This is a genomic window from Aquimarina amphilecti, from assembly GCF_900109375.1.
Classification (GTDB): Bacteria; Bacteroidota; Bacteroidia; order Flavobacteriales; family Flavobacteriaceae; genus Aquimarina; species Aquimarina amphilecti.
Genome location: NZ_FOAB01000001.1, coordinates 401197 through 425506 on the forward strand (window position 1 = coordinate 401197; position 24310 = coordinate 425506).

Below are 24310 nucleotides of genomic sequence, written 5' to 3' on the forward strand. Positions count from 1 at the left end.
AGTGAATAAAGGTGTTATATATATTATATATGGAGTTTCTGGAAGTGGAAAAACTACAGTAGGTAGAGCTCTCGCGGGAGAATTAAATATTCCTTTTTTTGATGCTGACGATTTTCATCCTGAAGCAAATATCCAAAAAATGTCTGCAGGCTCTCCATTAAACGATATCGATAGAGAACCTTGGTTGCAAAAAATAGCAACTGAAATCATAAATTGGAATACTGATAAAGGAGCAGTATTAGCTTGCTCTGCTTTAAAGAAAAAATATAGGAAAACTCTGGAGTCTATTGATAAACAATATGTAAAATGGATTTTTTTGGACGGGAGCTTTGATTTAATAGCTAGTCGTTTAGAAGCAAGAGAAAATCATTTTTTCAAAAAGACTATGTTAACATCTCAATTTGAGAGTTTAGAGCCTCCAGAAAATGATATTTTGATTAAAATAGATAAAAGCATCGACAAAATTATTAATGAAATTAAATCTACATTGGATACAGATACATCGGAATTAGGGTTAATAGGGCTAGGAGTCATGGGTAAGAGTTTAGCTAAAAACCTCTTATCTAAGGATTTTAAATTATCAGTATATAATAGACATGTAGACCAAATTGAAGTTGATGTTGCTAAAAAATTTGTTTTAGAACAATCAGACACCGATACTATAGTTGGATTTGACGACTTAAAGAAGTTTGTTGATTCATTAGCGCAGCCGCGAACAATTATGTTGATGGTTAATGCAGGGAAACCTGTTGATTTAGTTATTGATGAATTATTGCCATACCTATCAGAAGAAGATTGTATTATAGATGGAGGAAACTCTCATTATAAAGCTACTTTAGAAAGAAGTAAAAGGTTAGCGGAAAAGAGAATTCATTTTCTAGGTACTGGAATATCAGGTGGTGAAGAAGGTGCATTAAAAGGACCATCAATAATGCCTGGAGGATCCAAGACAGCATATAATAGATCAGGTAAATATTTAGAAGCGATAGCTGCAAAAGATAAAAAAAAGAATAGTTGCTGTACTTATATAGGACCTGAAGGGTCTGGTCATTTTGTAAAAATGGTACATAATGGAATTGAGTATGCAGAGATGCAATTATTGGCAGAAACCTATCACATATTAAGGTTTTATGCTGGTAAAACTCCAGTTCAAATTTCGAATATTTTCAATAGCTGGATCAATAATGGGTTGAAAAGTTATTTATTAGAAATCACTTCAGATCTACTTCTTAAAACAGAAGGGAAAGATTTTCTTATTGATAAAATACTAGATAAAGCAGGGCAGAAGGGAACAGGAGGATGGTCTACGAATGCGGCTCTAGAATTAGGAGTGGCTTTGCCTACAATTTCTGAATCTGTTATGGCTCGAAATGTTTCAGGAATCAAGTCTGAACGAATAAAAGCATCTGAAATATATCAATTTAGCACTTCTAGCAATTCTATAGATGATACTAGTTTTATTAGTGATTTAGAAAAGGCTTTTTTAGCTACTAGTATTATTAATCATCATATTGGTTTTAAGTTATTAAAAGAATCATCAGAAGTATATAAATGGCAATTGAATCTTTCTGAAATTGCTAGAATATGGACAAACGGTTGTATAATAAGAAGTAATTTGATGGAACAAATATCCTCGTTGTTATTAGATAATAATGATACTTCGTTGTTATTGTTTCCAGAAATAGTGAAAACAATGAAGTCTAATATAAATTCATTGTCAGAAATAGTAGGAACAGGATTAACGGCTGGATTCTCATTAACAGTACTTTCTGCAGCCACAAATTATTTTTTAACGTATACATCAGCACAGTCTTCTGCTAATATCATACAAGCACAACGAGATTATTTTGGTGCGCATACGTATCAAAGAGTAGACAAACCAATAGATGAATATTTTCATACAAACTGGAAGAATTAAAATATGGATTATCAATTATTAATAGCAGTAGGGGTAGGTATCATCGCATTGCTTTTCATGATTTTAAAGCTAAGAATGCAGGCTTTTATTGCCTTATTAATTGTTTGCATCTTGGTTGGGATAGTCGCAGGATTGCCAGCAGAAGATATTCTAGATAGTATAAAAAATGGTATGGGCGGCACCCTAGGTTTTGTGGCTACTGTTGTAGGGCTGGGTGCGTTGTTTGGTGGTTTGTTGGAAAATTCTGGAGGAGCACAAGGTTTAGCAAATTATATATTACGATTGGCTGGAGAAAAAAATGCTTCTTGGGCATTGATGATTACTGGTTTTATAATCGCCATACCTGTGTTTTTTGATGTAGCTTTCATTATTTTGGTTCCAATTGTATATGCGATTGCACGAAAAACAAAAAAGTCATTGTTGTTATATGCAATACCTTTATTAGCGGGTTTAGCTATTACTCATAGTTTTATTCCTCCAACACCTGGCCCAGTTGCTGTTGCCGATATATTAGGAGCTAATCTTGGTTGGGTGATTGTTTTTGGATTTTTAACAGGAATTCCTGCTGCGATTATAAGCGGACCTATATTAGCAAAATATTTAGCTAAAAAAATTGAGATAGACATTCCTGAAACAAATGATATTGAAGCAACAATAAAAGATACTCCAAACCCTATTGGTATTATGTTGATTATAGCATTACCCATTTTGTTAATAGTTTTAAAAACTGTTTTGTTGGGTGATTGGTTAGGGGAGGATAGCTTACCGAAATCCGTAGTGAATATGATAACACTTTTTGGACATCCGTTTACTGCTTTAATTATGGCGAATTTAGTTGCCTGGTATTTTCTAGGCATAAAAAGAGGAGTTACTAGAGATAATTTATTAAAAATTTCTATGAAATCCTTTAAACCTGCTGGAGCTATTATTCTGTTAACAGGTGCTGGTGGTGCTTTTAAACAAATATTAGTTGATACTAAAGCAGGTGAGTTGCTAGCTTCATCATTACAGAGTTCTTATATCCATCCATTATTATTTGCATTTATTGTAGCTGCATTGATTAGAGTTTTACAAGGCTCTGCTACAACAGCAATGATTGCAGCTGCAGGAATTACATCACCAATTATTCTTGCTGGTGATTTTAGTAATTCTCAAATAGCTCTTTTTGTAATTTCTATCGCATCTGGAGCAACTATTTTATCACACGTTAATGATAGTGGTTTTTGGCTAGTTGGTCAATACCTTGGTATGACAGAGAGACAAACCTTTCGTTCTTGGACAGTAATGACTACACTGATAGCAATTACTGGAGTTTTAATGTCGTTAATATTATGGTATATTTTTTAGGTGTGCTAATGGGTTTTTAATAAACTTATTGTAAAATGTATTGTTTGGTTAAAAATTAGTTAACTGTTTGTTTTATATGTGATTATTATAGCATATATGTTTATTTTGATTGCATTAATTATTAAAACAAAAGATCCAAGGAGGTATACAACAACAACAACAACAACAACAACAATCTGTAGTGATATGGTGTAGAATGGCAATTACAGAAGAAGTATGTTAATCATACTTTAGGTTTCTTAATATTTTGTTTCTGGAAGTAAAAAAAATGTTGATTCTTTATATTATCATTAGTAAAAACAATGATTAAAAATTACGTTATTTGTTTAGCGATGAATCCAGAAATTTTTAAACATATAGAATTATTATTAGGTAGTGTTGGTTTTATAATAGCGCTATTCTTTGGTGTATTTTTGATAATAACAAAAGAGCAGCGATCCAAAGCAAATGTATTTTTGGCAATCTATTTATTAGCTTTTAGTCTTAGGATTGGTAAGTCACTATTTTATAATTATTTTCAGATTGACCCAATAGTTCGAAATGTATTCTTAGGGATGTTATTAGGTATTGGGCCTTCCTTATTTTTCTATTCTAAACAATTACTTGTACAGAGTAAAATCGAAAATAGAAAGTCAATTTTTATTCAGTACGTCCCACTGTTTTTATTTGTAATCTTTTGTTGGGTAATCCCAAATAATGGCTCTGTAACTTCTAGAATTATATTTTTAGCATTATTACTTCATGTACTTATTTATGGAGTGTATACTCTATATTGGGTAATAGTCAATAATAAAAAGCCTAACGATAAATCTAGTAAAGTTTTTAGTTGGTTGTTGTTTTTTAGCATATTAACTATTGCGATGTCATTAATTCAGATTGGAGTATTCCTTAGTATAGTACCATATTTAAGTACCGCTTTTTTGTTTTCTCTGATAATTTTTGTTTTATCAATTAAGGCATTAAGTCATCCTTTTTTGTTTAAAATGGAAAATGAAAAGTATGTTAATTCCTCGTTAAATACTGAAAAAGGAATTCAATATTTACAACATTTAATAGATCTAATGGAACAGGAAAAAGTGTTTTTGGATCCTGAATTAACATTAACAAAATTAAGTAAGAGAATTGGAATAACTTCTAAACAATTATCTCAGGTTATTAATCAAAATGAAAAAGAAAACTATTCGCAATTCATAGCAAGATATCGAGTAGAAGAAGCCAAAAGACTATTAATATTACCTGAATATCAAAATTTCAAAATATCTGCAATTGCTTACGAAAGTGGTTTTAATAGCATATCATCGTTTAATACTGCTTTTAGAAAATTGACGAATACTACTGCAGTGAAATATAGAGAGTCTGTATTGATCTAATCATTATTAAGATTGATATTACCAAGTATAATATATGATCTTTATTCTATAGAAATAATAAAGTCAATAATCCCCAATGTTGACTATGAAATTCGCTTGACGACATTAATTTATTAAGATTCCCTCCTTCTCGAACGAATTCTGATTCGGTAAGGTTTTCCTTTACCATTTCATTTTCTATGTTAAAAATCTCATATTCATTCCATCCTTTGATATAAATAAGATTACCTTCTTTATAAAGTTCATCAATAGAAGTAATTTTTGAAACTCCGTTCTTATCCAAAGAAGCATTTGAAAAGTCTATCATTTCTAATTGATAATCAGATGTTATAGGAACTCTTCCGTAATCGCCCATACCATTATTTCTCCAATAAGAAAATCGCCAAATAAAGAATGTTATACAAATCAAAGGAATTAGGAATCTTTTTTTTAGCCCTTTGTACTTTAGTATTTTATTAATAACCAACCATATTATAGCGCCATATATGAAGGACAATATAGGTATGCGAATTAATTCAAATAATAAATGAAATAGAGAAGCCATATATATAGGTTAATAACCAACTTTATTCGTTGTATAGTACGTCGAGTTGTCTGAGTTATTGTTTTTGATTGTTCCACTTGTCTAAGATCTCAATAATTTCGTTGAAATGCTCTTCGGGTGATTTTTCTTTGAATTTGGTAAAAGCACTAAAAGTATATCCATAGGCATCCATAGTTGGAGATTCTTTTCTAACAAATGGACCAGATAATCCAGCCATGTAACCGTCTTTTTTCCAAGTTTCATCGTCAGCATTGAACTTCCATAAATAAAAATCTGCTGGTCCAACATCATCATATTCAATTGTAAATATTTTGACTAATTCAATATTTGTTGGTACTCTAGCAAGTTCGGTTGGATATATTAGCCAATTTACCATATCAGCGCGAGATAAATCTTTTTGATTTAGGTGTTTTTTAGGAAATATTGATAGTTTATTATACTCTTTTAAATGTTTATATAATAGGCCTCTGGTTTCATCTTCTTTAGATATAGCTAAAATAATTTCTTTATCTACACCCTGATTTCTTCTTAATAATGATATAGTTGCAAAAAACTTAGGTCTTGTATCTATATAATAATTAACAGATTCTTTTAGTTCTTCTATTGATACTGCATTTTTACAATAACCAAGTACATCCAATATAATTCCAGAATTAGTTCTATTTTCTAAATAAGATTCATCATTCCATATCCAATTATGATATTCTTTTACTTGTTTTAATTTACTTCTAAAGTTTTTATTATGTTTTATTAGTGTAAGTTCAGATTCTTTATCAATTATCAATAAGTCATTAGATGCCAGTTCTAAAGAAAGATGTAGCACAGAATAATCGAATGTTGAGTCTTTTAGAATATTATTTAAGTTCTTGTTAATTAATTCTTTATGCTCTGTTAGTCTTGAAATGTCTTTATTAATTGTTTGGAATAATAATGATATGGATTCCTGACGATCATTTTTATTTACTAAATTATTGATATTACTAAGGACAGTATCATCCGTTTGAGCAATTGATAAATTTAAAACACTTATTAATAAAACGAAGATGTAATATTTTTTCATTTCTATGATGCTATTTAAGTTTGCTTGTGCGTTTGATATAAGTATCTTATTTGTCTAAAATGTTACCTTATTTTTTTAGATTTCTAAAAAAATAAGGTATTTATATTATAAATTATTCCGTGTAACTATTTTATCAACTTATAGTTTACTAATTTCATACGTTACGCTTTCAACTTTTTCTTTTAATGATGTTTCTCCATCTATTTTTAATGTTTTACAGTTTAATAGTTTGATCCAATTCAAATGATTTTTCAGTGATCTTCCGGTAAAAATTGGGTTCTCATATTGATTTGCCCAATCAAGAAAGTTTTTTAATTTTTCCTGAGCAGCTTTATTTATTGATAGAACTTCTCCATATCGTTCCTTTTCCCTTTTGTACAAGCGATTCATTCTTTCTTGATTATTTAAATATATAAAAATTGCAAGATCGAATGAAGTTTCCCATTCTTTACCCCAATTTACCATAGAACCACTAATGATGACATTTTTATATTTATTAATGTCATCTTTCAAATGTTGATTTCTAATAGCTAAGGGCACTTTTTCTTGGTAAGCAGGGACTGTTTTTTGCCAATAATAATCATCAACATCTAAATGAGTAAAATCTATATGGTTTGTTACTTCTTTTGCTAATGTTGTGGTTCCTGAACCTGACGCACCAAATATTAGTATTTTCATTTCGTAATATTGTTTTGACTTTTTATAATGAGATCAAATATCAATAGTTCAGAAGGAAAGATCACTTGATTGTGATCAAGAAGTTATGTAATTCTTTTTCGTACTCTACTTAATGTTTCGGGAGTAATTTTTAGAAAAGATGCAATTATTTTTTGTGGAAATTTCTGAAAAAGTAAAGGTTTGTTTTTAAGTATGTATTCATATTTCTCATCAGGAGTATTATTGTTATCAAAAAATGAGACCCTTGCAGTAGATTCTTCTAAGACTTTACCAATTTGAAAAAATGTAGGGGAGATAGCAATCAATTTATGTATTGAGTCTATATTTAGTTCATATACAGAACTATTCTCAAAAGCTTGTATTTCATATTCAGATGGTTTTCTACCGGTAAAGCTTTTATGGTTTATAACCCAATCGTTTTTGATACCTAAATCAATAATATTCATATTTAGATCCGTATCAATAAAATATTGATAGAAACTACCTGATATAACAAAATGTAAAGAAGAACAGATTTCTCCTTTACGAAGTAAAAACTCATTTTTTTTGAGCTCTCTATGTTTAACTTCATTTTGTAGTAATGATGATTCTTCCTCAGAAAAACTTCCAGCCTTATTTAGAAATTCTAGAATAGATGTATCCATTGGTTTTGCGGTTTTCTAAATATAAAGTTTGTATGGCGAAAAACATCATTATCCTTAATATCATGATGATATTTATTCGACATTTTGTTTAAATTTTAAGGATTCATTTCTATTGGTAACTATGATATTATAAGTGCCTTTTTTTAAACTAAGATTACAGCTTTCTTGTACCGATCTAACTTCTGTAATATCCATAGGTACAGCTTTATTTATATCTTCCCCTTCTTTATATGCTAAAACCATGATTGGGAAAGCAATTTGGATTTTTTCTAAATCGACGACAACATTTTGATTTCCATTTTTAAACAACCAGTCAGGTCTATTATTAATATAGCTAGAGGTTGGATGGAAAACAGCAATATCTGACCATGCATCACCTTTTTCATGTTTTAATGGTTGTCCATTTTCATTATTAATAATAATAGAGGATTCTTTAATTTTAAGAGCATTGAGAAATGGAGAATTAAATTCAGGTGTACCTTTTTGACTATATTTAACTTGATCTATAGTCAACGGATTTATTCCTGTATATTCGGTTAATCTACCCGCCATTGCTTTTTCCCAGTATTCATAGTTTCCCTCCAGTGCATGATCATATCCACAGTGAATTAGAAATTTCTCGTTTGGTTTTTCTTCAATAACTTTTTGGATATTTTTTGCCTGATCAATTTCTCTAGGTTTTCCATTGGCTTCTTGATTCTTAGTTTCATAAGGGAAAATAGTATATCCAATCTCAAGTGCTTCTCTAATAAGATTGCCGAATTGAGGGTCTTTTGTATAATAACCGGTTTTTTGTATTGGGTATTTTCTAATTCTATTAAGAGAATCTAAATCATCTTTGTAAGATAATGCTTCAAGGCCTAAGTTTTTATACCCTAAATCATATAGTCTTTTTAGAAGTGATTTAGTGAATGAACGATGAAAAGAATTATGATGCGCTTCATTTATAATAATCACTTGATTTTTTTCTGCTTGTTCTAATATGTAATCATCGGCGTTAATTTTAGTGTATTTTTGATTTATAGAATCTACTTGATCTACAGTAAAACCTTTTCGTTTTATACCCATTGCGGTATCCCATTGAGTCAATGCATTTCTATAATCTCCTTTGCTGGCATATTGCGAAGCTGCTATTTGATATTTCCATGAAACAGTATCTTTAGCCAATTGAGCTTCTATTTCAGAAGAAAGCATATATTTTGTTTTAAAATCTACCTTTTCGATTATTTTTTTTTCCTCTTTACAAGAAACCATTAAAAGGGTCGATATTAATAAGAAATATGTTACTTTCATAATTGTAATTAATTTTAATAAAAATAGTAGCTATTATATACTATTTACAAAATCTAGAAATATCTTTTTGTGAAGCTCTAAATTTAAGTTAGAAGAAAGCGCTACTCTAACTATATAATCTTTGTCACCTTCTTTAGTAGTTCCTTGAGTGGAGGTAGCGGGTATAGTCCAGTAACACCCTTTTAACTGACCATAACTAACACAAAACTTACTCTCATCTGGAATCTCATTAATCATTAAGTTGATTAATTTTAGATTTAAGGCTCTTTTATAGGTTTCTCTTTCATCATCAGTATTTCCCTTGGTAGGAAGATCTAAAGAAAAAACAGAAGGAGTAAACCCTTTACTAGCTAACTCTTCTGAAACAAAATTAATTTTTGCTTTTGGTAATTCCTTCTTTATAAAATTTACAAAATCACGTGTGTTTTTATAAGCATCAGCAATTCTTTGATTCATAGAAGGCAATTGCTTTGCTAATATATCCATTTGTAGATCAGTAGCTTCATTATCACATAGTCTCAAATGTGTTTCTATTTTTTCCATTAAAGCAGCAGATTTGTTATTAGCTACACAATAACCAGCAGTACATTTACCACCACTTGGAAATTTTGAACCACTAACATAAGCTATGGTTTTAACAGAGGATAGTATTTCGTTTTCGCCCAAGAAATGAACATTAGGACAAAATGTTTGATCTAGAATAAAAACTGGATCAACTGCAGTTTGACCATCACTAGTTTTACGTACTTTACTTAAGACTGCTTCTAATTGTTCAAGATTAGGAACCTCAACTCTAGGGTTTGTTGGTATTTCAGCAATTATATATGGTACTGCATCTTGTTCAGCTATTTTATTTAAAACTACTTCAATAGTCTGAACCATATCCTGACCACCATCTACAGGTAAATCAACGACTTCAATCATATCACTACACGCGGCTACACGTCTTGCTTGATCATTTGTACCTCCATAACAGTTTGGTGGTACTACAATTTTTATAGCTTTTCCTTTATGATGTTCCATCGCATGATGTACTAATCCCATTACAATAGCATATTGCATCGATAGTCCGCTAGATCCTACAAGACCATTTACAGTAGTGCCAGTAATTTCTTTTATAGCGTTTAAAACAATTGCTTTGTTTGTATCAACGTCACTATTCGAATCAGATGGAGATGATTGTTGGATTAAATCTTTTAGAACCACTAAGGTGTTAGCAGGTGTCATCGCAATAGTTTCTCTTCTTCTTACGTGTTGAACTTCTGAAATGTACCCTTTATTATCATCTCCATTTATTAAAATTACACTACCTAAAGAGGCATGAATATTAATAAAAAAATCAATATTTGGTTGAACGTTAAATTCAGCAATATTACCTTGTTGTGAAATGAAAATAGTACTTCCATTATATGCAGGAATTTCATTTACATTTTCTACTTTTTTTAGATCAAATAGATACCCATAAATGTTTTTTAACACATCACTATCGAAACAGTTAGGTAATTCACCAGTATATATTATTTGTGTTTTTTTATTAGCTAATAAGTTGGTTCTTAGAACCGCCATAATTGGAGTAGTCTTAGACGAAAAACTAATTACATTTTCTGAGTTTTGTTTATGTAATTTAGCAATAGCCCATTCTAGTATACAAGATAATGGATGACCAAGTCTTATGTAATCATATGCCGTAGGTAATTCACTGAGCGATGATGGCTGTATATTGTTATCGTTAAATAGGGTCTCAAAACTTTCTAAGAATTGACTTTTAGCTAATTCTTCATTATAAATATCAAGTCGATGCGTTGTTAAATTTAACCAATCGGCAGGCATATTTTTTACTACCTTTTTAATATAATTTAATATGTTATTGTTTTGCATGATTTTTACCTTTAGATAGGTTGGTAATATACATTAAATTGATTTTTTTTAAAGCTTTTTCAAAACGTTTTATTTGACTCTTTAAATCATTAATGCTATAAACTTGGTAATTAGATTATAAATAGTTTTAATAGTTTGCTTTTATTCGATTAGTCAATTTTTTAATGGCGTATTCATCCAATATTCTGATACGTTTTCCGGAGTAGTGATAGGTTGATAATTTTTGGATATTGGTTTTGTTTTTATCATAAATGACGTATTCTCACTTTTTGTACTAACATTATTAAGTTCTTGAACAAAAAACTCTCTAAATTGATTATATGAGACAGACTCCTGCTCATAAACAATATTACCATAGATGTCTTTTACATTTTTAACTTCAATGGAGACACCTTTACTACTGGATTTATTAAAGGATTGTATCATTTTGGGAAGAAAAAAAGCTTTTTTATCTTCTGGGTATAGATGTACAGCCTTTTTTTTAACTGCTATACTATCAATTCGTAACTTTATTTCTTTATACCATAATCGATAATTACTTTTCTTCACAGCATCTTTTAAGAATGGAGTGTTATTAAAAATAAGTTCAAAACGCTTTTTTTCATGATTGATTTTTGCGGCTATTGGTTTAAATTTAGGAGGTTGTAACACTTCAAAAGTATTATTAAAGGAGATGTAATTAGGATACATTAGATTATTATTTGCCCGATATTCTACAATGATTTCAAAAAGTAGTTTACCTTGATTTTTTTTAAGAATTTCGATGTTGTCTGATTGCTCCCCGCTTATACTTGATTTTTCTCTATCATAAACAGCATATTCCATTTTGTAAATTTTGAAATCCCCTTTACTAATATAAATTCTTCCTTCTACTTTTATATTTTCCTTGTTTTTTAAAATTTTAATAGCGTAAAGAGATACGCCATTAATAGAAGTCTCTGGAAGAAGTTTAAATCTATGACTTCTAATAAGATCTTTATTTAAACGATTTACAAAATCATAAGCATTAATATTATGATTTCTAATCGCATCGTGTAAGCGAAGAATTGTGTATTCATTTCCTCCTTGACCATCTAAAGTCGCTTTAGAGATAATTTTACTTCTATTAATATAATCATACGGTCTCGAGGCAATAGTATCTTTAGGAAAATCTATATTGTTTTTATAAGAGTATAAAGATGTTTCGGTTGTTTTTAAATCTTCTGAACCAAAACCCTTGTCAAAAACCTTAAGTATAGCTTCATTCATATTAAGATAATCGCCATCTTTTATTTGATAATCTCTATAATAGCCAACATAAGAAAAAGGTGTAAAGGGGTAGTTTTCTGGGATTCTATCTAGGGCAGTTCTAATAATTTTTCTTGCACTTTTTCTTCTTTTCGTTTTTGCAGCAACGATTTTTACTTCATCTAATAATTCTATTTTTTCTATCAGCTTTATTAAATTAACTTTATCTTCTTTTAGGTTAGATAATAGTATTTCTTTTGATAGATATCCTATAGATGATATAATCAACGTATCAGTATTTTTTTTAAATGTATATGGAATTCTAAAGCCTCCATCTGCATTAGAAATTAACCCTCTTTTTTTGTTTTTTATTATAACAGTTGCAAAAGATATTGGAGTTTGCTTCTTAGCATCGATTAATTTACCTTCAATGAAGGTGTCATCTTGACCGAATATTTGTACCGATTGCAAAATAATAATGAAGGTTAAGGTAGAACGTATTATTCTGAAGATTGTATACATTCGATTTATTTTCATTAGGTCCTAGTGTTTATTTGATTTTTTAAACTGCCAAAGAACATTTGTAATTTTCCATTGATCATTGAGCTTTACTATATGCATATAATCAATCCAATCGTCTGCAATTAATTTTACAGAAGCAATGTTTTCAAAAACATCAAGAATAATAACTTCCTTTTTAGGTTTTTCAGGAAACTTGTCTCCATTAATATTATAGGTTTCAGCTAGTAAAATCATGGCATCTGTAAAGGTTTCTCTCAAATATTGTTTATTTGTTTTTTTATCGGTCCAAAAAGTTCGTTTAACCATTCTAGGATGTGCACTTCGTTCAAATTGTTCCGGTTTAACTTCATGTTGTGATTCTATATAATCCAAGGCTGCTTGTTTTATGTTTAAAGAATCTTGTTTAGTTTGAGCGTTTATATAGGTGGTAAATAACACTAATAAAAAAACTTTAATGATCACATCTCGTTTCATAAGTATCTTAGGAATTAATTCAACTATAACCAAGTTTAACCTGATCTATATGCTTATTAATTACTAAGTAAATATATAATTATATATAAGTAAAGATGTGTCGTTATTTTTAATAGTATTTTATGATTCTATAATATTATTGGTTGTGATTTTCTTTTAAAATTTTAGCTACTAGTTCTTTAGTAATTTTTTTTCCTGTAGTTTTAGTTCGTAACATTTCAAATGTATATCTAAAGTCACAACCGTTTTTGAATTCACTACAGCCGTAAGCAGTTTTCCCTTTCAGGATGTGTCCTTTTTTACATTTAGGACATTCCATTTGATCAGGTGTACTGGTCGTAGTAGTTAATTTTGTTTTCTTCTCTTCTAAAATAATATTAAAATGATCATCAAAACGAAGTAAACCTTCTGTAAGTCCGTTTTCTGATTTAAAACCTTTTAAGTTAACAGTACATCCTTTTTTTACTAATCGAATATATTGTTTTTCAGATATTTTTTTATTTAGATACGTAAATGGTAGCTGTAAACTGCACCCTTCTTTAAACGCGCTACAACCATAAGCAGATTTTCCTTTTAGGATTTTTCCTTTCTTGCATTTAGGGCAAAGCTCTTCCATTATTGTGGAAGCCTTTTTAGTTTTTTTTGTATTCGTTTTTTGAGTTTTTTTATTGGTTGTATAAGATATATTAGCTCTTGTTTTCTCTGTTCTTACTTCATACACCAAATGGTCCACCATTTGTTTCATATTTTTTATGAAAGCTCCTGCATTAAAAGAACCTTTTTCAATTTCTTTTAGCTGCTTTTCCCATCTTCCTGTTAACTCAGCAGAAATAAGTAGTTTATTCTGAATAGTGTCAATAAGCTGAATACCTGTACTAGTTGGCAAGATTTGTTTTTTATTTCGCTCTATATATTTACGTTTAAATAGCGTTTCAATAATGTTTGCTCTTGTAGATGGTCTACCAATACCATTTTCTTTCATAAGCTCTCGCATCTCATCATCATCTACTTGTTTTCCTGCAGTTTCCATAGCTCTAAGTAAGGTAGCTTCTGTAAACTGTTTTGGGGGTTTAGTTTCTTTTTCAAGAAAAGTTGGTTCATGAGGTCCTTTTTCTCCTTTTGTAAAAACAGGAAGAATTCCGGTTTCTTTTTTATTAGGAGCATTTGGATTCTCAAAAACCACTCGCCATCCTTTGTCTAAAATAACTTTGCCCGTGGTTTTAAAAGAAACTGAATCAGCTTTACCGATTACCGTAGTATTTGCTACTTTACAATCATCATAGAATACCGCAATAAAACGTTTTGTAATAATATCATATACTTGTTTTTGATTATACTGCAGGTTTATTTGTTCACCAGTGGGAATAATAGCGTGGTGATCTGTTACTTTTTTATCATTAAAAACCTTTGAAGATTTTTTAATTTTTTTGTCTAATATAGGTTTAGTTAATGCACTATAATCAGTCAAATTTCTTAAGATGCCAGGAACTTTTGGGTATACATCGTTTGGTAGAAATGTAGTATCTACTCTAGGATATGTAACAACTTTTTGTTCATAAAGCCTCTGGACAATCTTTAATGTTTCATCCGCAGAAAATCCAAATTTAGTATTACAGTATACTTGTAATCCAGTAAGATCAAATAATTTAGGAGCATATTCTTTACCGTCTTTTTTCGTGATAGAAACAATTTCGAAATCACTTTGCTTTACTTTATTGGCTAATAATTCTCCGTCTTCTTTTTTTAAGAATCGGCCTTCCTCATAACTAAATAAAGTATCTCTATATAATGTTTGTAATTCCCAATATGGTTGTGGTATAAAGTTTTGAATTTCTTTATATCTATGAACAACCATGGCAAGACTAGGAGTTTGAACACGACCTATAGACAATACTTGTTTGTAACCTCCATGTTTTACCGTATATAATCTGGTTGCATTCATTCCTAATAACCAATCTCCAATAGCTCTAGAAAACCCAGCATAATAAAGGTTATCATATTGTTTAGATGGTTTTAGATTGTCAAAACCTTCTTTAATCGCTTCTGTAGTTAATGATGAAATCCACAATCGTTGTATTTCACCTACGTATCCAGCTTGGTTAATCACCCATCGTTGTATGAGTTCTCCTTCTTGTCCAGCATCCCCACAGTTAATTACTAAACTTGCCTTGTCGAATAAGGATTTAACAATATTAAATTGTTTTTGAATCCCTTGATTATCTACAACTTTTGTTTTGAATTTTTCTGGAAGCATTGGTAGATTGTTTAGGTCCCAACTTTTCCAGTGTGGTTTATAATCATTTGGTTCAAATAGGGTGCATAAGTGTCCAAAGGTATAGGTAACAGCATATCCATTTCCTTCATAATAGCCATCACGTTTCGTGTTAGCTCCTAAAACAGTAGCAATTTCTCTAGCGACACTTGGTTTTTCGGCTATACAAACCTTCATGAGTATATCTTTGTTGTACGCCGGAAAATTAAGGAATTTTAAATAAAAAAGATAGTTATAGTGGTTGAGGATATCACGTTTTAATATACCAGAATCACGATCTGACTAGGAAAGATACTGTATATCAGCCAAATTTGTGTAAAACCTTTACTGATATGAATACAACAGGATTTAATAGAAGAAAATTTTTACAAATGGGAAGTACATTAACGGTAGCAAGTACTATATCTCCAATATCGTATGGAGCATCTTTATTAGATAATAATACTTTGGAATTCATGGGGAGTGATAAAAACATTAGGCTATTCTCTAATGAAAACCCTTATGGCCCTTCAAATAAAGTATTAGATGCAATTGCTAAGAATGCTAATCGAGTAAATAGATATGCATCGTTTCATTCCTATTCTACGGATACACTAAAAGAAAAGATTGCAAATATTAATGGAATAGAACAGAATCAAATTATTTTTGGACATGGATCTTTTGAAATACTATGTATGCTTACCCGGACATTTGGTCAAGAACAAGATAGTATTATAGTTCCAGCAACTACATTTAATGTGACAGCTGCTTTTGCGGATAGGATTTTTGATCATAAAGTAAAAAGAATAAAGCTCACAAAAGAAATGGATATTGATTTGGAAACTACTAAAAAAGCCATCACAAAAAATACAAAGCTTGTCTATATATGTAATCCAAATAATCCAACGGGAAAATCTTTATTAGCAAAAGAACTAGAATCTTTTTGTAAACAAGTAGCCACTCCTAGTTGCACTGTAGCGATTGATGAAGCTTACATAGAGTTAATGGAGCCTTTAAAAAAATTAGATACTATTGAATTATTGAAGCAGAAATATAATGTGCTAATTATTAGAACTTTCTCTAAAGCATATGGCTTAGCAGGTCTAAGAGTTGGGTATGCAATGGGGTCATCAGAAACAATAGCTAAGCTATATCACGAGTCTTATACTTTTGGAGGATTAATAGGTAATCCAGGAATCGTGGCTGCACTTACTGCATTAGATGATACTACTTATGTTGAGGCATATCGAAAAAAGAACTCACAGGTAAGAGCATGTATGGAAAAATGTTTGGAAGAATTGGGGTTAAAATATTTGAAAAGTGATACTAATTTTATGTTGATAGATGTAAAAGATGTTAAACGTCTAAAAGAAGAATTAGTGCCATTTGGTATTGCAATTTTTCCAAGTGGTGGGAAACATTATCCAACTTGGGCTCGGATAAGTATAGGAACCTTGGAACAGATGAAAACATTCTTAAATGCTATAAATACTATGAAGTGGTTGAAGTCATAAATGAACTACAAATATTCATTGTTTAAAAAAAGAGTTTGAAATCTGAAAGAGTAACAATTTTTAAGAAACAAATAGCCGTTTTTCTGTCAAATTACTATCGTGTTTTTAAAGATTAACAAGTACATTTGTTAAAAATTGTTTTGAATGGCAGGAAATACATTTGGAAACCTATTTAAGGTAACCACTTTTGGAGAATCTCATGGAGTAGCAATTGGGGGAGTGATTGATGGATGTCCCTCTGGAGTAACATTAGACCTTGACGCTATACAGACAGAATTAGATCGTCGTAAGCCAGGTCAATCGGCTATTGTTACACAACGTAAAGAACCCGATACTGTAGAGTTTTATTCTGGAATTTTTGAAGGAGTAACTACTGGAACTCCAATAGGTTTTGTTATTAAAAACGCTAACCAGAAATCTAAGGATTATTCTCATATAAAAGACTCTTATAGACCTTCTCATGCAGACTATACGTATGATCAAAAATATGGCCTTAGAGATTATCGTGGTGGTGGACGTTCTTCTGCTAGAGAAACTGCTAGTAGAGTAGTAGCAGGAGCTATTGCTAAACAAGTGCTTTCAGGAATTTCATTCAATGCCTATGTAAGTGGAGTAGGATCAATAAAACTGGATAAATCACATACAGAACTTGATTTTTCGTTGACAGAAAGTAATATTGTTCGTTGTCCAGATCCTCAGAAAGCAGAGGAGATGGAACAATATATCAAGCAAATTCGAAAAGAAGGAGATACCGTTGGTGGATTGGTTAGTTGTGCAATTTCTGGTGTCCCAGTGGGATTAGGAGAACCAGTTTTTGATAAATTACATGCAGAATTAGGTAAGGCGATGTTATCGATTAATGCAGTAAAAGGATTCGAATATGGTAGTGGTTTTGCCGGAGCAGAGCTAAAAGGGAGTAAGCATAATGATTTATTCAATTCTGACGGAACAACTAAAACGAATCTTTCTGGTGGTATACAAGGAGGGATTTCTAATGGAATGGATATCTACTTTAATGTGGCATTTAAGCCTGTAGCTACGATCATGCAAGATCAAGAGACTATCGATAAAGAAGGTAATCTGGTAAATATGCAAGGAAAAGGGAGACACGATCCATGTGTAGTACCTAGGGCTGTACCTATTGTAGAAGCAATGGCAGCCTTGGTAATTGTAGATTACTGGTTAATGAATAGAACTATAAAAAAGTAAGCTTTTAAAATATAAAGTTAATGTTGCGGTAATCTTAATAAGGTTACCGTTTTTTTGTTTTTAATTTATATCTTCGACTTTTTGTATTCAAAAAATTAAAATATTCACATGAAGAAACTAGCACTGCATTGGCAAATAATGATCGGAATGATCGCTGGAATATTATTCGGGTTTTTAATGACGCAGTTTTCCTGGGGGAAAGGATTTACAGGGAATTGGATAGCTCCAATTGGTACAATCTTCGTTAACTTATTAAAGTTAATTGCAGTTCCGCTAATTCTCGCCTCTTTAATTAAAGGTATTTCGGATTTAAAGGATATTTCTAAGTTTAAAAAGATAGGAGGAAGAACGATTATAATTTATGTTCTTACTACAGTTATTGCAATTACAATTGGTTTATTATTAGTAAATGTGATGAAGCCTGGAGATGGAATTACTCCAGAAACTATAGAAAAACTTACTGCAGAATATGCGAACAGTTCTAAAATCTCTGAACGTATAGCAGAAGCAGGAAGACAAAAAGAAAGTGGTCCTTTGCAATTTGTTATAGATATGGTACCACAGAATGCTGTTGCTGCGATGAGTAATAATAAACTGATGCTACAGGTAATATTTTTTGCAATTTTCTTAGGGATAAGTATGTTACTTATCAAAGAAGAGCAGTCAGATCCTTTAAAGAAGTTTTTTGATAGTTTAAATGAGGTAGTTTTAAAGATGGTTGATTTAATTATGCTTACTGCTCCTTATGCGGTATTTGCATTATTAGCCAATGTAGTAGTTACTTCGGATGATCCCGATATATTGTTAGCTTTATTAAGATATGCAGGTGTTGTAGTATTTGGATTAGCACTAATGATTGTCTTCTATAGTATTTTGGTTTCTGTAATTACTAAAAAATCTCCTTTTTGGTTCTTAAAACAGATTAGTCCAGCGCAATTATTGGCGTTTTCTACAAGTTCTAGTGCGGCAACATTGCCGGTAACTATGGAAAGAGTGGAAGAACATATTGGTGTTGACAAAGAAGTTTCTAGTTTTGTACTACCAGTTGGTGCTACTATTAATATGGATGGTACGAGTTTATATCAAGCAGTAGCTTCTGTATTTATTATGCAAGTATTATGGCCAGAAGGGCTTACATTTAGTAATCAGATCACTATTGTATTAACTGCATTATTAGCTTCTATTGGCTCGGCAGCAGTTCCTGGAGCTGGTATGGTAATGTTAGTAATCGTATTAGAGGCTATTGGTTTTCCTTCTGATAAGCTTCCTATTGGGTTAGCATTAATTTTTGCGGTAGATCGTCCATTAGATATGTTGAGAACGACTATTAATGTTACAGGAGATGCTACTGTCTCTATGATTGTGGCAAAATCGGTTGGAAAACTAGGTGATCCAAAAGTAAAAGATTGGGATGACCATTATCAGGGAGAATAAGAAAACTTAAAATCTATTTGTTATACTTTTTCTAAAATTGAATACTTTTTCCAATTAATATAATTGGTAGTTTTACCTTTATTGAAAATTGAGTAATTAAGGTACTATGAATGAAAAAATATTCTTAGACGAATCGCTACAAAAGATATATAAACCATCAGATTTTAGAGAAATAGGTCATCAATTGGTTGATATGCTTGCGGACCATCTAAGTCAGGTGCAATCAAATAGAGAGCAGCCTGTTCTTAAATTTCAAGATCCGGAAAAAGAATTGGCATATTGGAAGGATGATATATCTTCTAATAATAGTATTATTGATTTTTATCAAAAGATTCTTGATAGATCTATTCATGTGCATCATCCTAGGTATATGGGACATCAGGTAGCAGTGCCTTCTGTAATAAGTAGCCTCTCTGGATTAATGGTAGATATGTTAAGTAATGGTACTGGAGTATATGAAATGGGAATGGCTTCTAATGCATTAGAAAAAATTGTTACTGATTTTGTTGCTAAAAAAATTGGATATGAAGCTAATGCTTCTGGTTTTCTAACTTCTGGAGGTACACTAGCAAATCTTACAGCTTTATTAGCTGCTCGAAAGGCGAAATCACCAGGTTCTGTATGGGAAAATGGTCATGATCAAAAATTAGCAGTATTAGTTTCTGAAGAAGCTCATTATTGTATTGATCGAGCAGCAAGAATATTAGGTTTTGGATCAGAAGGAATTATAAAGGTTCCAGCCGATGAATATTATAAAATAAATACCTCATTATTAAAAGAGTATTTAGAAAATGCAAAAAATAAAGGATTAACAGTTATAGCACTTGTAGGATGTGCTTCTTCTACATCTACAGGTTCTTATGATGATTTAAATGAATTAGCATCTTTTGCTTCAGCCAATAATTTATGGTTTCACATAGATGGTGCACATGGTGGAGGAGTTGTATTTTCAGAAAAATATAAGCATTTAGCAAAGGGAATTGAAAAGGCAGATTCTGTAGTAATCGATTTCCATAAAATGTTACTGACACCATCATTAAACACAGCGTTGATTTTTAGGAAAAGTGAAGAGTCATATAAAACTTTTGAACAGAAGGCTCAGTATTTATGGGATTCTCAACAATCTAGAGAATGGTATAATTCCGGTAAAAGAACTTTTGAATGTACAAAATTAATGATGTCTCTTAAAGTATATTCTAATATTAAAATGTATGGAGAAGAAGTTTTTGAAAGGAATATCGATCGATTATATGATTTAGGAAAAACCTTTTCTAGAATGATTGAAAATAGGGAAGGGTTTGAATTGTTAATTCCTCCCGAAGCGAATATTGTGAATTTCAGATATAAGAATATCTCTGAAAACGATCTAAATTCTTTAAATTCTAGAATAAGAGAAGAATTAGTCTTATCAGGAAAGTTCTATATAGTACAAACAATGATAGGAGAGGACCGCTATCTTAGGACTTCCATTATGAATCCTTTGACGGAAGAACAAGATTTCGAGTCATTACTAGACGAAATAGAAAGGATTGCGAATGCTATACATAATAACATATAATCTCTAAGACGCAACCAATCCATAGGATTATCATCTTTTAATTGAATAAACTAATTGAAAGCAGCGCGGGATTTTAGTTTTTTCATATTTATTAAAAACTAAAAAAATAAAAAGATGAAACATTTTTGTATTGTATTACTTTCGATTGTTCTATTAGGTTGTAGTAGTGATGATGATAATAACGCCCAGGAATCTACAATTGCAGGAGCTTGGAATCTGGTTAATGTTTCTGGAGGAGTCACAGGAGTGGATGAAGATATAGAAAAAGGTGCTATTGTATGGGATTTTAACGAGACTACAGGAATGGTAACTATTAATAATACAATTACTGATGCATCTTTTAACGTACTATTAGATTCTGGAACATATACTTATAGTGTTTCTGCACCAGCTGATGCTGATCTTCTGATTGTAAATGAAGTAAACGTAGGGAGCTTGAATTTAGCAAATGGAGCTTTTACAGTTGAAGAAACATTTGATGATGGCTTTACGTTTCGTTTTGAGCGATAATTAAAAAATATTGACTTTTATGATTCATTTGTTAAAGTCATGATTTTTATGAAACAAAAGGGTTAGAGATTAACCCTTTTGTTTTTTGGATATTTTAGTTCATAAGAAAATTGTTTTTCTAACTGTGCTTTGGATTTGATAGTTAATTTCCATTTCATGATTCCTGTTTTCGTGTCGAAATCAGCATCATTTGTTTTAATATTATCTACTTTAATTTCTTTATTCTGAGATATAGGAATTCGATCTTCTAGAATCAAATGAATTGAGTTTTGTTTGTTATTTTTTAAGTGTATAGAGTACCCAAGATCTATAACTCTATTATTTCCATAAAAGGATTTTCTTTTAAATTTCTTTAAAGGCTTTCTTTTTACAATAATGTTTGGATCAGTTCCCAGTGAGATCATTAAACTATCCTTAGTAGCGTGTGGATCAATATTCGTTTTTCCAGCATAACTACCTTCAAAATATATATTAGCTTCTCCTTCTAATAGGTCAAATTGTTCCCAGTCACCTAATTTGGCGGTTAAAAATACATTCTCATTTAATTCTGGAGCTACATAATAACTATAAGTTGCATCCATATCAAAATTATCAATCTCTAGTGTTGTGATATCTGTATTAGATTTGATAGTATATTCCTTTTTAATTACAAATCGAGTAGTGGTGATTCCCTCTTGTTTAGAATCGACAGTAAGATTATAAGATTCTTTTTTTCTTTTAGGTTTGTTATGGGAAGCTTTCCTATACCCTGATGAACTGCTGTATCCAGTGATAACAACTTCTTCTAATGCGTGGTCATCTTCTTCTAAATTTATATTTATTATAGAACTTCCAATCTTTATTTTTTCTGTAGCAAAACCAACGTATGAAAATGTTAATTGTTTTCCTTGTTGAATATTAATAGTATATCTACCATCAAAATCTGTAGATGTACCATTACTTGTTCCTTTTTCTATTACATTAACACCAGGTAGCGGTAGTCCTTTATGATCCGTAACAATTCCGCTAACAGTTTTTATATTTGGATTATAGGTAGAAGAATATCTATTTATCCCACCTCTTCTTTTATAACTGCCATAACCGAAGTTTAAGTATCTTGTTGTGAGGTCTGGTTTTATGTTATTAGTGGTTGGGTCTCCAGTAGATAAGATAACTTTTGTTTTATTCCAATCTGTTCCTGTTTTTTGATAAACGTTGGCTTTATAAGTTATTTTTAACGGAGCATCTGTACTTTTTGATTTGATATCATATAAAGGAAACCATCCAGCATCTGTTACGTTATAATTTAATTTCAACTCAAGATTTGTAACAGATGGAACGTCTATTTTTATTTTGATCTCTCCTCTTTCTTCTTGTGTATGATCACTGAGTTTATCAATTTGATTTATTATTTTACTAATATCATCTTGTAGTTTATTTTTTTTCTGATTGATGACGTATGTTTCATTTTGTATAGCGACTGATCTTTTTCTATAATAAGTAGAGATTTGTTTTACTTTATCTAATGAAAGGTCCGTTTGATCACTTCCGATACGTTGATTATTCTCCAACACTTTCATTTCATGATTAAGTCCGGAGAGTACATTTTCTAATTTATTTTTTTGCAATAAGAGTAATTCTAGTTGATTTTCTAAAGAATCCAATTCTTCAGAGTTTTTTTTCTTTTCTAGATAGTTAATTCCATAATTTATTGATAAAATAGAGGCGTTTTTTAACCCTGAAATTTGGATGCTGTTTTCATCTATTTTATTAGAAAGATCATAAAATATGATTTCGTTTACTCCTGGAACTAGATCTGTTATAGCAGTTCTTTGTATTCTTGCACCCGATAGATAAACGGTGACTTCTTTTATGGTAGATGATATTCTTTTCTCATTATTACCAAAAATGATAGTAGGTAGTAATACTAGAAGTAAAGTAAGGGTTCTCATAGTTGTATGTTGTTTTAGATTTTAAACGAAAATATAATTGTAGTACATAAGAATAAAGAGGTATTGAGTAAAGTGTACATTTGATCGAGTAAATCCTTCTATGTTTTTAGTTTTATTTATTATCTATAAAACAAAAAGAGATATAAAATTTCACTAAAATTAAAAGAGCTATTTATAGCTCTTTTTTTATGATCTTATATTAATACTGTATTTTTTGATATTGAATTATTGGTATAATTATCTGGTATTTAATGTTTTGTTTTGTTGATTACGGGTATTAATTATTAAAAAAGGGGGAAAACCCCTATATGATTTTTAGCTAAAGTCCCCTTAATTTGTGTGATAGATAAGTATACTTTTGAACCACACATATTAATAAACTTAAAAAGACTCATTATGAAACGGCTTTTTCTACCAGTAGCTTTGATCTCATTTGCAGTGATATGCCTAAGCATTGTGCATATTGATAATGTAAATAAGCTTGATAAAGAATATAATCAACTAAGAGAAAAACATCAAATTGAGGATAATTCCGACGTAGAGACTACGATGGAAGAGTTTGATGTTAAATGAAGAGAAGGAAAGGATACGTTACAAACTAATAAACAAGAGGGAACTATTACTTCAGAATTGGAGGAATAAAAAAGGAAAACAAAAAAAGTAACGGATAACCACCAATGAACTGTCTTATCTATTTATAGTAAGGCAGTTTTTTTATTCTATTAGGTCCTAGTATACTAATATTTTGCAGGGAGAAATTTTCTGCTAAAACAATAATTATTTGGCTGTAAAAAAGATGTTTTTTGGCTAGCATATTGAGTTGCTTAACGAATTCTAATTAAATCGCTACGAATTCTAAAAGAGTATGGGTGGCAGGGCGTAAACATAGTTACTTTTAAACCGTAATTAAAGGATGGTCTTTTTTTGCTCCCAAGTTATTTTAATCCC

The 24310-nt window shown here is 30.6% G+C and carries 19 protein-coding genes; 9 read left to right on the plus strand and 10 right to left on the minus strand.

Annotated features, from left to right (window positions below):
• Position 1: 1 nt before the first annotated feature.
• The 3 genes from gndA to BMY33_RS01760 all read left to right on the plus strand — a co-directional run bounded on the left by gndA (position 2) and on the right by BMY33_RS01760 (position 4635).
• Positions 2-1918 carry an NADP-dependent phosphogluconate dehydrogenase gene (gndA, locus tag BMY33_RS01750; protein WP_091404682.1) on the plus strand — a complete coding sequence of 639 codons (1917 nt, stop codon included), beginning with the start codon at positions 2-4 and terminating at the stop codon, positions 1916-1918.
• A gap of 3 nt (positions 1919-1921) precedes the next feature.
• The gene (locus BMY33_RS01755; protein ID WP_091404688.1) at positions 1922-3265 is read left to right on the plus strand and encodes a GntP family permease; all 1344 of its coding nucleotides are present in this window, start codon (positions 1922-1924) and stop codon (positions 3263-3265) included.
• Positions 3266-3567: 302 nt separating this feature from the next.
• On the plus strand, positions 3568-4635 hold the full coding sequence (locus BMY33_RS01760; RefSeq protein WP_091404691.1) for a helix-turn-helix domain-containing protein: 1068 nt from the start codon (positions 3568-3570) through the stop codon (positions 4633-4635).
• Between the two features lie 46 nt (positions 4636-4681).
• Here BMY33_RS01760 and BMY33_RS01765 read toward each other — a convergent pair whose 3' ends face one another.
• The 9 genes from BMY33_RS01765 to BMY33_RS01805 form a co-directional block, all read right to left on the minus strand.
• Positions 4682-5179, minus strand: coding sequence for a hypothetical protein (locus BMY33_RS01765; RefSeq protein ID WP_091404694.1), 498 nt, complete (start codon positions 5177-5179; stop codon positions 4682-4684).
• 55 nt (positions 5180-5234) lie between these two features.
• Positions 5235-6239, minus strand: coding sequence for a hypothetical protein (locus BMY33_RS01770; protein WP_091404696.1), 1005 nt, complete (start codon positions 6237-6239; stop codon positions 5235-5237).
• Between the two features lie 138 nt (positions 6240-6377).
• Positions 6378-6917 (minus strand): AAA family ATPase, encoded by a 540-nt coding sequence (locus BMY33_RS01775; protein ID WP_091404699.1) that lies wholly within the window; start codon positions 6915-6917, stop codon positions 6378-6380.
• A gap of 83 nt (positions 6918-7000) precedes the next feature.
• A complete protein-coding gene (locus BMY33_RS01780) occupies positions 7001-7561 on the minus strand; it encodes a Crp/Fnr family transcriptional regulator (RefSeq protein WP_091404701.1) in 561 nt (186 codons plus the stop codon).
• Between the two features lie 72 nt (positions 7562-7633).
• Entirely contained in the window at positions 7634-8854 is a 1221-nt protein-coding gene (locus tag BMY33_RS01785) for a hypothetical protein (protein ID WP_091404705.1), read from the minus strand.
• 33 nt (positions 8855-8887) lie between these two features.
• Positions 8888-10732, minus strand: a complete 1845-nt coding sequence (locus tag BMY33_RS01790; RefSeq protein ID WP_091404708.1) for a PLP-dependent aminotransferase family protein — start codon at positions 10730-10732, stop codon at positions 8888-8890.
• 153 nt (positions 10733-10885) lie between these two features.
• The gene (locus BMY33_RS01795; RefSeq protein ID WP_091404711.1) at positions 10886-12496 is read right to left on the minus strand and encodes a carboxypeptidase-like regulatory domain-containing protein; all 1611 of its coding nucleotides are present in this window, start codon (positions 12494-12496) and stop codon (positions 10886-10888) included.
• 6 nt (positions 12497-12502) lie between these two features.
• Positions 12503-12955, minus strand: a complete 453-nt coding sequence (locus BMY33_RS01800) for a nuclear transport factor 2 family protein (protein WP_091404715.1) — start codon at positions 12953-12955, stop codon at positions 12503-12505.
• A 136-nt stretch (positions 12956-13091) separates the two neighbouring features.
• Complete coding sequence (locus tag BMY33_RS01805; RefSeq protein ID WP_091404719.1) at positions 13092-15404, minus strand: type IA DNA topoisomerase; 2313 nt, start codon at positions 15402-15404, stop codon at positions 13092-13094.
• A gap of 155 nt (positions 15405-15559) precedes the next feature.
• On the opposite strand from BMY33_RS01805, the gene BMY33_RS01810 reads away from it, so the two are divergent.
• From BMY33_RS01810 to BMY33_RS01830, 5 genes are all read left to right on the plus strand, one after another.
• Positions 15560-16720, plus strand: coding sequence for a pyridoxal phosphate-dependent aminotransferase (locus BMY33_RS01810; RefSeq protein ID WP_091404720.1), 1161 nt, complete (start codon positions 15560-15562; stop codon positions 16718-16720).
• 144 nt (positions 16721-16864) lie between these two features.
• Positions 16865-17929, plus strand: a complete 1065-nt coding sequence (aroC, locus tag BMY33_RS01815; protein ID WP_091404723.1) for a chorismate synthase — start codon at positions 16865-16867, stop codon at positions 17927-17929.
• Between the two features lie 108 nt (positions 17930-18037).
• Positions 18038-19363, plus strand: a complete 1326-nt coding sequence (locus tag BMY33_RS01820; protein ID WP_091404728.1) for a dicarboxylate/amino acid:cation symporter — start codon at positions 18038-18040, stop codon at positions 19361-19363.
• A gap of 106 nt (positions 19364-19469) precedes the next feature.
• Positions 19470-20921: a pyridoxal phosphate-dependent decarboxylase family protein gene (locus BMY33_RS01825; RefSeq protein WP_091404731.1), complete on the plus strand. Its 1452-nt coding sequence runs from the start codon at positions 19470-19472 to the stop codon at positions 20919-20921.
• Between the two features lie 114 nt (positions 20922-21035).
• Complete coding sequence (locus BMY33_RS01830) at positions 21036-21431, plus strand: hypothetical protein (protein WP_091404732.1); 396 nt, start codon at positions 21036-21038, stop codon at positions 21429-21431.
• 62 nt (positions 21432-21493) lie between these two features.
• Here the strand turns inward: BMY33_RS01830 and BMY33_RS01835 are convergent, their stop codons facing one another.
• Positions 21494-23362 carry a mucoidy inhibitor MuiA family protein gene (locus BMY33_RS01835; protein WP_091404735.1) on the minus strand — a complete coding sequence of 623 codons (1869 nt, stop codon included), beginning with the start codon at positions 23360-23362 and terminating at the stop codon, positions 21494-21496.
• A gap of 396 nt (positions 23363-23758) precedes the next feature.
• Here BMY33_RS01835 and BMY33_RS23320 point away from each other — a divergent pair, with 396 nt between their 5' ends.
• Complete coding sequence (locus tag BMY33_RS23320) at positions 23759-23935, plus strand: hypothetical protein (RefSeq protein WP_170836975.1); 177 nt, start codon at positions 23759-23761, stop codon at positions 23933-23935.
• Positions 23936-24310: the final 375 nt, after the last annotated feature.

What these genes read in the sequence shown, in the direction of transcription:
- aroC (WP_091404723.1), top strand. Translation starts at nt 16,865, where the DNA reads ATGGCAGGAAATACATTTGGAAACCTATTTAAGGTAACCACTTTTGGA.
- BMY33_RS01825 (WP_091404731.1), top strand. Translation starts at nt 19,470, where the DNA reads ATGAATGAAAAAATATTCTTAGACGAATCGCTACAAAAGATATATAAA.
- BMY33_RS01775 (WP_091404699.1), bottom strand. Translation starts at nt 6,917, where the DNA reads ATGAAAATACTAATATTTGGTGCGTCAGGTTCAGGAACCACAACATTA.
- BMY33_RS01770 (WP_091404696.1), bottom strand. Translation starts at nt 6,239, where the DNA reads ATGAAAAAATATTACATCTTCGTTTTATTAATAAGTGTTTTAAATTTA.
- BMY33_RS01830 (WP_091404732.1), top strand. Translation starts at nt 21,036, where the DNA reads ATGAAACATTTTTGTATTGTATTACTTTCGATTGTTCTATTAGGTTGT.
- BMY33_RS01810 (WP_091404720.1), top strand. Translation starts at nt 15,560, where the DNA reads ATGAATACAACAGGATTTAATAGAAGAAAATTTTTACAAATGGGAAGT.
- BMY33_RS01755 (WP_091404688.1), top strand. Translation starts at nt 1,922, where the DNA reads ATGGATTATCAATTATTAATAGCAGTAGGGGTAGGTATCATCGCATTG.
- BMY33_RS01765 (WP_091404694.1), bottom strand. Translation starts at nt 5,179, where the DNA reads ATGGCTTCTCTATTTCATTTATTATTTGAATTAATTCGCATACCTATA.
- BMY33_RS01800 (WP_091404715.1), bottom strand. Translation starts at nt 12,955, where the DNA reads ATGAAACGAGATGTGATCATTAAAGTTTTTTTATTAGTGTTATTTACC.
- BMY33_RS01805 (WP_091404719.1), bottom strand. Translation starts at nt 15,404, where the DNA reads ATGAAGGTTTGTATAGCCGAAAAACCAAGTGTCGCTAGAGAAATTGCT.
- BMY33_RS01835 (WP_091404735.1), bottom strand. Translation starts at nt 23,362, where the DNA reads ATGAGAACCCTTACTTTACTTCTAGTATTACTACCTACTATCATTTTT.
- BMY33_RS01785 (WP_091404705.1), bottom strand. Translation starts at nt 8,854, where the DNA reads ATGAAAGTAACATATTTCTTATTAATATCGACCCTTTTAATGGTTTCT.
- BMY33_RS01780 (WP_091404701.1), bottom strand. Translation starts at nt 7,561, where the DNA reads ATGGATACATCTATTCTAGAATTTCTAAATAAGGCTGGAAGTTTTTCT.
- BMY33_RS01820 (WP_091404728.1), top strand. Translation starts at nt 18,038, where the DNA reads ATGAAGAAACTAGCACTGCATTGGCAAATAATGATCGGAATGATCGCT.
- BMY33_RS23320 (WP_170836975.1), top strand. Translation starts at nt 23,759, where the DNA reads ATGAAACGGCTTTTTCTACCAGTAGCTTTGATCTCATTTGCAGTGATA.
- BMY33_RS01790 (WP_091404708.1), bottom strand. Translation starts at nt 10,732, where the DNA reads ATGCAAAACAATAACATATTAAATTATATTAAAAAGGTAGTAAAAAAT.
- BMY33_RS01795 (WP_091404711.1), bottom strand. Translation starts at nt 12,496, where the DNA reads ATGAAAATAAATCGAATGTATACAATCTTCAGAATAATACGTTCTACC.
- BMY33_RS01760 (WP_091404691.1), top strand. Translation starts at nt 3,568, where the DNA reads ATGATTAAAAATTACGTTATTTGTTTAGCGATGAATCCAGAAATTTTT.